Below are 11,629 nucleotides of genomic sequence, written 5' to 3' on the forward strand. Positions count from 1 at the left end.
TCCAAGTTATTTCTTTGTGTCATCGTCTGCCCTTCGATTTTACGCGATCGTAAATGCGCGATGAAAGAGAACACCGCAGGCTATCAAAGAAACCACGCGGATAGCTGCAGTGACTAGCGATTGTGCCAAATAAGGGCCTATGACGCGACCGAGAAGGCCACCAATCAGTGTGAGTGCGACGAAGACCCATAGTTGTGGTCCAATAGTGAACGCCTGTGCCTGAGACAGGCTATGCAACAGGAACGCGATGCCGTACGCCACAAGCGCAATGGGTTGCACCAGCTTTGCAACCTCATTGGCTGAGCGGCCTTTCGCAATCAATCCGAAAACCATCAGGGGACCGGGCGTCGCCGCCCAAACGGTTGCCAGCCCAGACAATCCAGAGACGGTTGAAAATCCCGCTGTTCCAATTGAACGCCGCAAGGGCAGCAAGGTCGTAATAAGCCCGATCAGCAACAGGCTGGCCGTCAATGCCAGAACAAACGCCTCACTCAACAAGGGGTAGATTGCGAGCCCAGCAATGACTCCGGCGAGGCATCCTAAAATTGCCGTGCGAATTGTCTGTCTGTCGGACCTGAGCACGTGCCTGTCCGTTGCTACTGCTGAAACAAGCGTGTTCAACAGTAGCAATACGGGAACTGCTGTCGAAGTCCCAAGCAGGATCATCATCGGCGGCCCCGCAATGATGCTAAACCCGATTCCAACGCCGACTTGCAGCATTGCGCCAAGTCCGATGGCAGCCATCAGGATGGCAAAGTCAACGGACACTAACCCCCCCACGTCCCGCGCGATTCTGATGTCTCGTTACGCCCAAGGCATGATGCCGGTATAGGCTTGGCGCGTCGCAACGGTATGTGCCATCTGCGCCAGCGTCGTCAAATCGAAGACTGGAAGCTGAAGCTCTTCCTGAAGGCGCGCGGCATATGGCGGCAAATCAGTACACTCCAGCACCAGAGACCGTATTTCAGGTGTTTGGTGTTTCAGTCGCCGCGCGGCCTCTAGAACTTCGGCCTCGATCAGATCAGTGTCCATGCGGGTCCGCGTGTTCCTCAGGATAACCTCAGCGAATTCGCTGGTATCCTCCAACCCTTGCACCGCGACAGGAATACCAGCAGCCCCGACACCTTCGAAATGCCTCGGTGTCAGTGCTGATGCATCTGCGGTTAGCACGCCTACCGGGGCATTCGCTCCGGTCATGTGAAAGGCCAGTGGCACCTGGATCAAACTGGACGCGAAGACGGGAATGGAAACCGCTGCGGCCAGTTCCTTTTGAAACAAGGCCAGAAAACCGCAGCTTCCAGTGATGGCCCGAACGCCCTCTGCCTCAAGCCGTCTTGCGCCCTCAATAAAGGGGGCGAGCAACTCAGGCGTCGGGTTGTTCAGCAGTGTCGGGACCGTAATTCCGTCGATCATTTCATAGAGCACCGGAAATGGCAGACTGGACGGATTCTTGATATGCCCGGGCGGTTTCGGGAAATAGCTCTCAAGGCACAAAACCCCGATCGAAGCCCCGCAGATATTCTGGCCGCCTTCGTAGATTGGCATGATGCAAAGATCCTTTCGAATTGAAGATTTAGAAACGGGCCAGCAAGAATGGGTCCAGATTGATATTTGGGCTGCGATCGGACATGAGATCCGCCACAAGCTCTCCGGTCTTTGGCGCCATCATCAGGCCGTAATGAGAATGCCCGAACGCAGCGTAGAGCCCGTCTTTGCCATCGAGCGGTCCTATTGCTGGCAGGCTATCGGGAAAAGAGGGGCGCCGTCCCATCCAGAACTGTGCTTCTTCGGTATTGAGATCCGGCACCAAAGATTTGGCCTGATCGATCAGTATCTTTTCTTTGCGCGGATCGGCTGGGGCATCGACACTGCCAAATTCGGCCGTGCCAGCGACCCTTAGACCGCCTTGCATTGAGCTCGCGACGACCTTTGCATCCACATCCATGATTGAATTGTTCAACACAGCTGAAGGGCTTGGGAATTCAACATGGTAGCCCCGCTCGGCAACGAGCGGCACAGATAAACCGAGGGGTCTCAGAAGGTCAGCAGACCAAACGCCGGCCGCCAGAACAACCTGGCGCGCGTGCAGCGTGTTTTGCAACGTGGCGAGCTGCCAGTTGCCTTCTTCGTTGCGTGTCAGCTTGGTGACTTCGGATCGCACGAATTCGGCCCCTTGCGCACGTGCTTTTTCGGCCAGAACCGCACCCAAACGACCCGGAGAAATTGCGCGCGCCTGTCCCTTGATCACAATTGCGGCTTTGAATTCTTCAGACAGAGCGGGCTCCAGGCGTCTTAACTCAGTGCCGTCGACACGCTCCAATTCACCTCCCTTTTCTCGGCGGATTAGATAACCAAGCCCATCCAGGTCCGCCTCCTCCGGGTTGCGGAACGCGTGGATGTAGTAGCTGTCGGCGATCAGGTCTTCATGCCCAGTGCCTTGCAGATGACGACGATAAAGATCGATGGACGGACGGCATAAAATCTCCATCGCATCCGAGACTTCGCGCACAGACGCCTCGTCGGACTTGCCAAGAAAACGCATCCCCCATGGGATCATCTTGGGCCAGAATGACGCCCGGACCGATAGCGCGCTTTTGGGATCCAGCAGCATTTGAGGAAGTTTTTTCCAAATGCCTGGAACTGCCTGGGGAATGATCGACCACGGCGATACTACACCAGCATTCCCGAACGAAGTTTCCTGCCCGGGTTCACCTCGGTCGATCAGCCGAACCGGGATGCCGCGTTCCTGCAGTGACAGGGCACAGCAAATTCCGACGATCCCAGCGCCGATGATGGTCACTTGTTCCGTCATCGCATCAGGCCGGAGATTGACTGCGGCTGCGCGCGATCAACTGGGTGATAATGACCGGAGAGGCCACGGCCAGAGCGATCAGGTCCGCTGTCAGACTTGGCGCAACGAAGATGATCCCCGCGATAGCCATCAGAACCCGACCTGCAATATTCATCGGTTTCAGCCAATAGCCCACGACAGCGGCCGACAGGGCGATAACACCGGCGATACAGCTTGTTGCGGTATAGGTGAACTCCCACAGATTGAACCCGGTTGAGGAGACGAACAGCAAGACCGGTGCATAGACAAAGGCCATCGGGGCGATGACTTTGCCCAGCCCAAGGGTGAAGGCCGATAACCCGGTTCGGAACGGGTTCGAGTTGGCAATCGCTGCGGCCGCATAGGCCGATGTACAGACCGGCGGTGTGATCTCGGACACCACGCCGTAGTAGAGCACAAACAGGTGGCTGGCGATGGGCGGGACACCAAGCTGGGCAAGTGCGGGCTGCGCAACGGATACCAGCATGATGTACAGCGCAGTTGTCGGGATGCCTGCGCCCATCAGGATGCAGACAACAGCAATGAAGACCAGTGAGATGAACAATTGCAGGTCTTCCATCGCAAATAGCTGGAAGCTGCCGAACGAGATCATGTTGTACAGATCCGACGCCAGATTGCCTGCGCCCTGCGTCACCATGAACCCGATGCGGAACCCGATACCGGTTGTGTTGATCACACCCACCACGATACCTACCGCAGCAGCCGCAGCACCCACGGCCAGCGAGTACTTTACGCCCAGTTCGACCGCCTGCAGCATCTCGGGCACTTCGATCCGTTTCTGGGGGTTCAGTGTAGCGATCACTGACAGGCCGCAAAGAATGGCCGTCATGGTCAGATCGAATCCGCCATCAGAGAACTTCCAAAGCACGAAAGCAAGGAACGCCGCCGCATAGATCAGTGTTGGCGGTTGCTTGATGCGCGACATGCCCGCGATCACCGCCAGCGATATGCCGCAGAAGGCCGACATGAAGGGTGTGTAGCCAGTGAACAAAACCACCAGCAATCCGATCAGAGGCACAATATTGGCCCAACCCTCTGCCCAGACAGCCTTGAGCTGCGGCAGTTGGTCTTTGGCCAGACCTTTCAGGTTCAGCTTGCGCGCCATCAAGTGCACCACAGCAAAAACGCCGACATAGTGCAGTATAGCCGGGAAGATCGCCGCGATTACGATGGTGGTGTAGGGAACCTCGAGGAACTCGGCCATGATGAAGGCGGCCGCCCCCATGATCGGCGGAGTGATCTGCCCACCGGCCGACGACGCAGCCTCGACCCCGCCCGCAAAATGGCCGGGGTATCCGAGGCGCTTCATGTTGGGAATTGTCAGCGCGCCGGTCGAAACGGTGTTGGCCACCGAAGAACCCGAGATCGTGCCGAAGAAGGCCGAGGATACCACCGACACTTTTGCCGGACCGCCGGTATAACGGCCCGCCAAAATCGTTGCGTTGTCGATGAAAAGCTGTCCCAACCCCGTGCGCTGCGCGATCACGCCGAACAACACGAAGTGGAACACGATGGTCGAAACAACCCAAAGGGTGACGCCGTAGATGCCCTCTTGCGGGAAATACATCGACGACACGAAGGTTTTGAAGTTCACACCGGGATGTTGCAGCAAGCCGGGGAAATACGGACCCAACAGGGCATATGAGATGAAGACACAGATGATCAGCGGCAGAACCCAACCCAACGTGCGGCGCGCGATGTCCAGCACCAGCAGGATGATGACCACGCCCAAAACCACGTCATAGGTGTTGGGGTTACCCATGCGGAACGTCTGTTCCTCGATCCCCAGAAACGGAATGCCGCGCCATGCAACGCCAACATACAGCGCTGCAACGATCCCCAGTGCCATAAAGACCAGATCGTAAAGAGGGATGTTGCCGATGCGGAACCGGCTGACCTTAAGCGCATAGAGGCTTTTGGCCCCGATAATCGGGATTGTCGCGTAGACCAGAATGAACAGCAGGGCCAGGTAGATGCCCATGTGCCAGTGATCAGCTGGAAGGCCGAACCCGGCGGTGAAGAATTCATAGAATGCAAAGATCAGGGCAACGACACGCAGAACCTTGCCGGTCGTCGGTGTAACCTGCCGGACGGCGGCACCTTCGTCGAATTGTTCTTCGATGGCAGCCAGTTCTTCGGCTGTCAGCTCGTGGTCATCAAGTTTCTGTGTCTCGGACATGATGGCCCCCCTGATTACGCGTATTTAGAGTACCCGGTGCCCCAAAAGGGACACCGGACGTTTAAGCTGTGTAAGGCTGAATTACTGAAGAAGTCCGGCTTCTTTATAGAACTTCTCAGCGCCCGGATGCAGTGGAACACCCAGCGCCTCGACACCGTCCAGCGCTGTCTCAGCAGTGATCTGCTTGCCCTTAGCATGGCCGTTATCCAGCAGCTTGCGGGTGTTGTCATTCCACAGGGCTTTGGTCAGCTCATAGACCAGTTCGTCAGACAAATCTGAGGATACAACCAGCATCGCGCTGACCGCGGGGGTTTTGGTCTCGGCGTCGATCCCTTCATAGACACCGCCCGGAATGGCCGAGGGGATATAGGCCGGGATGATCTCATTGATCTTCGCAAGATCCTCGTCCGAGAAGGAATGCAGGTTCATGCCCTTGGTCGAGGACAGCTGCACCATCGCGGCAACCGGCCAGCCCGCAGCATAGAAATAGGCGTCCAGCTGACCGTCGGCCAGTCGCTCGGCGCTCTGGCTGTTGTTCAGCTCGGCTTCGTCCATGTTGTCACGGTTGACGCCCCAGGCGTCCAGCATCTGCAGCACGGCAACCTGTGTGCCGGAACCAGCCTGCGCGATACCAACACGCTTGCCTTCCAGATCGCTCAGATCGTTAATTGTTGCTCCGGCTGGCAGAACAAGATGCAGGTCTTCGGGGAACAGGTTGGCCACGATGCGCAGGTTGGGGTGAGGTTTGCCCTCAAACTTGCCTTCACCCAGATACATCGAGCGCGTGACGTCGGCTGCGGCCAGGCCAGCCTCCAACTCGCCGTTTTGAACGGCGGCATTGTTAAAGACTGACGCGGTGGTTGATTGCGCAATCGCGATCAGACCCGGAACACCGCACTGTCCGCCCTCTTCACACGGACGCGACCCCGGAGGGGCGGAGATACCGTTTGCGATGGTGCCGCCAATGGGGAAATAGGTTCCGCCAGCACCACCGGTGCCGATGCGGAAAAACGTCGGGTCCTGCGCCAGCGCGGGTGCGGCTAAGGCGCCAGCCAATGCAAGGCCTGTCAAACACTTCACAAATTTCATTGTAGTCTCCGTCGTTGGTTCGTTGGATTCGGTTGATCCGAACTTCGATCCTGAAAGCCTAGTGAGAATTATCATAAATACAAATTTGTTATATTTCACAAAACTAAGGTTTCGCTTATGTATTGAGTATGAACCTGACACAGCTCACCGTATTTCGCGAGGTGATGGAAACCGGCTCCATCTCGCAGACCGCCAAGAAACTGAACCGCACTCAGCCCGCGATCAGCCTTGCATTGAAGAACCTTGAAAAGGCGCTGGGGCTGACCCTGTTCGAGCGCAAGGGACGACGATTGGTGCCCGTACCTGAGGCGCATTACCTTTTAGCTGAAACCACAGGTATTCTGGACCGCCTTTCGGCAATTTCCAGCACAATGGAAGGATTGATCAAGGGGCATTCCGGCAGCCTCAATATCGCTACAATGCCTGGCCCATCCGCCTTCTTGTTCCCGCGTTTTATTAGCCAGTCAGTTGGTGAGAATCCCGAGATACGTATCACATTGTCCACGCGCAGTTCTCCTCAGATTATGGAGCTTGCGGGGACCCAGAATATTGATTTCGGCTTTGCGGATTTCGAGCATTCAGCAGGGAAAGAGCCCCAGTATTCCACCGAACTGATCCGGGCAGACTGTTTTTGTGCCGTTGACAGTGATAGCCCGCTTGCTTCCCGCAAGATCATAAGCATTTCCGACCTCGACGGGGCTCCCATGGGAGGGTTGCATGCCACGCATCCATTCCAGCGCAAAATTAGACAAGAGTTTGAGGATGTTTCCGCTGACTATAATCCAACGGTGACCTGCCAGTACTTTCTGCCTTTGATACCATTCGTGAGTTCTGGTCAGTGTTATTCGATCGTGGACCCGTTGACCGTAGCGACTGAACAAGAACTAAATCTGTCAAACGGAAAGGTCGCGTTTTTACCCTTTGAGAAACCACTAAGATACGAATACGCGCTTCTCGAGCCCGATCACCGTCCACCGTCTCAATTGGCTTTGAAGATCAAAGCAGGTTGGAAAGCCGAAGTGCTAAAGATGTTGAAAGGGGTGAAGGCCAAACCTCATGCAGTTGGGATAGATGAAACGGGAAGCGAGCAGAGTTAAGCAACTTTGGCTCTTCAAACTGAAAATTGCCGGGGAAGAAGGTTCGCTTAGAATCGACTTTGGCGGGCCAAAGAATGTCATCTATGGGCCAGTCGCGTTTGCAGCACCGAACCTCATGAACTGCAGCACTCCGTTGATGACCTTAAAAGCTAAGGCTACTCGGTGCCTTAAGGGTGTTGCGGTTCTGCGTTTGTGCATTAATCTTTATTGAAAACAAAGAATTAGGATTTGTATTGAGACCCCTGATAAAGATCGCCGCTATTTGCGCAATAATCTACTGCTTTGGTACTCTTTTCTGGATGCTCCAGGTAGCAAAGACGCCGCTGAGCATGACCCATTTTCTGCTGTTGCTGGGCGGCATTTTCGCAACTTTCGTTGCGCTGATGGCTAAAGAGCCCTGGGATCTGGGCAGCCCCTCATCGAAACGCCCTGATGAACCTGAGAAACCACGAACTGACATGACTGTTGATGAGATGCTTTCTGGTGTCGATTCCCAGGAAATCGGAGCAGTCATGGAAGAGCTGGAAGGTCATGCGACGAGACCAGCTGAAATACCGGGTTGGGCCATTCGGTTGGTGTCGCCCTATGCAGATACGCCTCCGCCGAACTCTTGGTTCGGAGGACGGCCCGCACTTCCCGCTGATTTTGAATGGCCGAGGAACACAGCGGGTCAGGCGATGAATTTTGTAGCCCAGATAGATCTCGGCGAATTCCCCCCGGAACCGGAGACTGCGCAAAGAATACCCGGGCTTCCCGAGGCCGGCACGATGGTGGTTTTTGCCAATTTCCGAGGCGATCTGGGCCATTTGATCACGATCTTTCCAGAGCATAGTCAGTTGCGGGAACGGTCAGAGCCAGATGATCTGGAGGCCACTTTCCATTATCGAAGAAAGGCTGTGTTTCCAAAGTGGCATTTTGAGCTGATTCCTTATCTAGACAGCGCCGAAGCGACTCCGCCCGGAATATTGGGTGAAGAGGAACCTCACGAATGGATCACGAACTGGGGCCTCGCTTTGGCAGAGCTGGACGCTGCATCCTATTCAATCCGGAGCCATCGGGGTGACCGAAACAGGCATCTGAGCGACCTGCGTCGAATGAAACGGAGTGAATGGCCTGCAGCGCGCGGCAACCCAGAGATACTGGAAAGAACAAGATTCTACCGGCAGGTCTCGAACCTGTTGTCGCCCTTGCAGAAAGAGATTGCAGCGTTTCGAAAGCTTGCGAAAAACCACGATCCAAGCGACGCCGTAGATCAGGAAGCCTTACAACGCCTGATGTCTGCACGGATGGACCTTGTGGCAAATCTGCCTGCGAATGCCAAATACGGTATCGCTTCGCTCAACCGCGATCATCAATCAAATATAGTTCATAGCTTGCTTCTGGAAAGAGATGTGACACTTGAGGAAAAGCTGTCTGACCTGCCTGAGTGTTTCCACGACTTTGTGAGCAAGCACATTAGCGCCTGGCGCGGACATAGGCTTTTTGGCCAGAAACTTCCAAAAACGACTTCGATCCTGGACTTTCGCAGTGTCCAATGTGTGCTGGATATCAAAGCTGATTATTATCTCGGCACCGAGAGTGAACACCAAGATGGGTTTTCGATCTGGACTCCGATCGAAGCGCTGACCGCCGGGGATTGGTCAAAGACAAAGATGTACCATCACACGAATGTTTAGAAAGGTATCGGTCTTCTCAATGAGACTCTGCCGAATTGCGGCCTCGACCTGAATTCGCAGTACACAGACCCTAAGGCATTGCCCATTCGATCTTTGCCGAACTAAATGAAATATGAACCGAAAAGCGGACGTGTCTTGACCGTGCGACGTTTGTCAAAATGAGATCCTGCCGCCGCTCTCTGGGGCGAGCCTGAACAGACCCTTTGAACCCTGAGCGGATATTGAGCGGTGCAAATGCTGCGTTTCGCCATACCGGCCATTCAGTAGTGCCTACATTGGTCGGAACGGGAAAGATATGCACGCCTGCTTCGTAGTGCGAATCCTATATTTGATGTTCATGATCAAATCCGAGGAATGCTCTGAGTTCCTCAAGAAGAGGAGCCAGAGCATCTTTTTCGACATGATCTCTCAAGATGGATTGGCAACGGCATTAACTCGCCCCCAAAGCCTGCCCGTTTTCATCAAAGTAGTGCAGTTTTTCAGGCGGGAAATGCAGTCCGATCTTAGCCCCGGGCTCAAGATCCGTATCTCCATTTAGGCGGACCGTAACTTTTTCTTCGCCGCCACTATCAACGATTAGGAAAGTATCTGCGCCCAAATATTCGATTACCTCAATGATACCATCGCTTTGACCATCACCAGCTGCGACTACCTCAATATGCTCAGGCCGCACGCCGAGTTTGGTTGCGTTTCCGGATAGATCAAACCCACCGCTACGACCGTGCTCCAGCTTGTAAGTGCCGCCTTCAGTCGTGCAGGGCAGGATATTCATCTTTGGACTGCCGATGAATTGGGCCACGAACAGATTGGCAGGGCGCTCGTAAAGCTCTCGTGGCGTACCGACCTGTGCAATCTTCCCGTATTCCAGCACCACAATCCGGTCGGCGAGTGTCATTGCCTCAACCTGATCATGCGTGACATAGATCATCGTACGCTTGAGGCTTTGGTGAAGTTTGGCGATCTCATACCGCATCTCAACCCGAAGCGCTGCATCGAGGTTTGAAAGCGGCTCATCGAACAGGAACGCCGTCGGATCACGTACGATGGATCTTCCGATTGCCACCCGCTGCCGCTGACCGCCAGACAGGTCCTTTGGTCTGCGCTCAAGGAACGGTCCCAGTTTGAGAACTTCGGCGGCCCGGTTGACCTGTTCGGCTATCTCGACCTTGGGAACACCCGCAACTTTCAGCGAGAACCCCATGTTCTCAGCAACCGTCAGGTGCGGGTAAAGCGCATAGGATTGGAACACCATCGTCAGCCCGCGTTTTGAGGGCGGATGATCCGTGACATCGCTGTCATTGATCAACAAAGACCCGCGCGAGATGTCCTCGAGCCCACCAATCATACGCAGCAAGGTAGACTTTCCGCAGCCGGACGGGCCGACGAAGACAATGAACTCACCTTCCTCGATCTTGAGATCTACGCCCTTGATGACCTGCGCCGAGCCGAACCATTTTTCGACTGACTTTAGTTCGATGCTACCCATCAGGCCCTCCCTGCCCAGTGAAGCCAGACAGCGGCTGTCCACGTGAATGCCTGGCCACCCGCAGGGCTGCCGGTTTTTGGGTCGAAGTATTCTGCGAACCCATAACCGGATATCAGTTCGGCAGTTTTCTGGCGCAGCTGTTCTGCCTGTTGTGCATGCCCCATATCCGCCAGGCCAAACCCGATCATCATGTTCATGAACGCCCAGGTCGGGCCTCGCCAGTACCGACGTGCGTCGAATTTCGGCATATCCGGATCATAGCTTGGGACGGGGTAAGGCACAGTTTCCAGAACTGATTTCAATCCCTTAAGCATCCGATCAGACTCCATGCCAGCGTACCAACACAAGTATGACGCGTTGGAAATACTGTCGGCCATCTCTCCGGTATGCGCGTCACGGGAGTCGAAGCTCCCTAGGTCCTCGTTCCAAAGCGAGCGCGCGCCGGATTCCAGCTTTTCAATATCCTCACTCAGGCACTCGGCCTTCAGTCCGAGCTTCTCGCTGATCATCAGCAAGTCCCGTGCAGCACGAAGAGTGGTGAACGTCATAGTGGGATCGGCGACGCGGAACGGGTTCAGGGACAACAGGGCTTGCTGGTCCCATCCCGCATCTCTGCCGATCTGAACCAGCTTGATGTATCGGTCGTAATCGAACTTTGTAGGCCGGTCGTCGCTGTTCACGTGGCTGGTGTCGCGGCGCTGGTATTCCCCAACATCCGACGCATCCATGCGCGCCATGGAGTTGTCCCAATCAGGGGCGTTGTCGCGACCCGCCTCCCACGGATGGGTCGTGCACACGGCACCGAAATCATCAAGGCGCCATTTCATGATCCAACGATGCCACGCCAACAATTTAGGGAATAGCTCCTTCATGCGAGCATCCCCAAACGCGGTATCCTGTTCCCAGATTTTACGTGCCATGGTCGCAGCAATGGGGGGTTGGATGATGCCCGAAGACGGGATCGGGCCATTGCATCCCCAAACATCGGGACCGGGGAAATACCCTTCATCCTGCTGGTGGAAAAGGATATGCGGAACCATGCCATCTGCCCATTGCCCGGTGAACAGCGTCTCGATCTCAGTCCAGGCGCGGTCAAGGTCGAATTGGGCAAAGCCAAGTGCTGCAATCGCGCTGTCCCAGTTCCATTGGTATGGATACAGCCCTTCGGTCGGGATGGTGTAGCCGCCGCGATCGTTGGCAATCAGGATATTGCGCGCTTCGCGGTCGGGGTTCGTATGTTGGTTCATCTGT

General features: G+C 55.3%; 9 protein-coding genes. 2 read left to right on the forward strand and 7 right to left on the reverse strand.

Features of this window, described 5'->3' with window-relative positions:
* Positions 1–39: 39 nt before the first annotated feature.
* The 5 genes from ACR0IO_RS12640 to ACR0IO_RS12660 all read right to left on the reverse strand — a co-directional run bounded on the left by ACR0IO_RS12640 (position 40) and on the right by ACR0IO_RS12660 (position 6,119).
* Complete coding sequence (locus tag ACR0IO_RS12640) at positions 40–768, reverse strand: TSUP family transporter (protein WP_480741982.1); 729 nt, start codon at positions 766–768, stop codon at positions 40–42.
* Between the two features lie 36 nt (positions 769–804).
* The gene (locus ACR0IO_RS12645; protein WP_155148524.1) at positions 805–1,545 is read right to left on the reverse strand and encodes an aspartate/glutamate racemase family protein; all 741 of its coding nucleotides are present in this window, start codon (positions 1,543–1,545) and stop codon (positions 805–807) included.
* A gap of 28 nt (positions 1,546–1,573) precedes the next feature.
* Positions 1,574–2,812: an NAD(P)/FAD-dependent oxidoreductase gene (locus ACR0IO_RS12650; protein ID WP_480741983.1), complete on the reverse strand. Its 1,239-nt coding sequence runs from the start codon at positions 2,810–2,812 to the stop codon at positions 1,574–1,576.
* A 4-nt stretch (positions 2,813–2,816) separates the two neighbouring features.
* Positions 2,817–5,030 carry a TRAP transporter permease gene (locus ACR0IO_RS12655; protein WP_480741984.1) on the reverse strand — a complete coding sequence of 738 codons (2,214 nt, stop codon included), beginning with the start codon at positions 5,028–5,030 and terminating at the stop codon, positions 2,817–2,819.
* 81 nt (positions 5,031–5,111) lie between these two features.
* Positions 5,112–6,119, reverse strand: a complete 1,008-nt coding sequence (locus tag ACR0IO_RS12660) for a TAXI family TRAP transporter solute-binding subunit (protein ID WP_155148528.1) — start codon at positions 6,117–6,119, stop codon at positions 5,112–5,114.
* Positions 6,120–6,247: 128 nt separating this feature from the next.
* Here ACR0IO_RS12660 and ACR0IO_RS12665 point away from each other — a divergent pair, with 128 nt between their 5' ends.
* Together ACR0IO_RS12665 and ACR0IO_RS12670 are read left to right on the forward strand one after the other, a co-directional pair.
* Positions 6,248–7,216: a LysR family transcriptional regulator gene (locus ACR0IO_RS12665; protein ID WP_480741985.1), complete on the forward strand. Its 969-nt coding sequence runs from the start codon at positions 6,248–6,250 to the stop codon at positions 7,214–7,216.
* Between the two features lie 299 nt (positions 7,217–7,515).
* On the forward strand, positions 7,516–8,892 hold the full coding sequence (locus ACR0IO_RS12670) for a DUF1963 domain-containing protein (RefSeq protein ID WP_480741986.1): 1,377 nt from the start codon (positions 7,516–7,518) through the stop codon (positions 8,890–8,892).
* 430 nt (positions 8,893–9,322) lie between these two features.
* Here ACR0IO_RS12670 and ACR0IO_RS12675 read toward each other — a convergent pair whose 3' ends face one another.
* A complete protein-coding gene (locus tag ACR0IO_RS12675; protein ID WP_480741987.1) occupies positions 9,323–10,378 on the reverse strand; it encodes an ABC transporter ATP-binding protein in 1,056 nt (351 codons plus the stop codon).
* Positions 10,378–11,625 (reverse strand): MGH1-like glycoside hydrolase domain-containing protein, encoded by a 1,248-nt coding sequence (locus ACR0IO_RS12680; RefSeq protein ID WP_480741988.1) that lies wholly within the window; start codon positions 11,623–11,625, stop codon positions 10,378–10,380. Before ACR0IO_RS12680 ends, ACR0IO_RS12675 begins: the two co-directional genes overlap by 1 nt.
* Positions 11,626–11,629: the final 4 nt, after the last annotated feature.

This window comes from Ruegeria sp. CE12, from assembly GCF_056537525.1.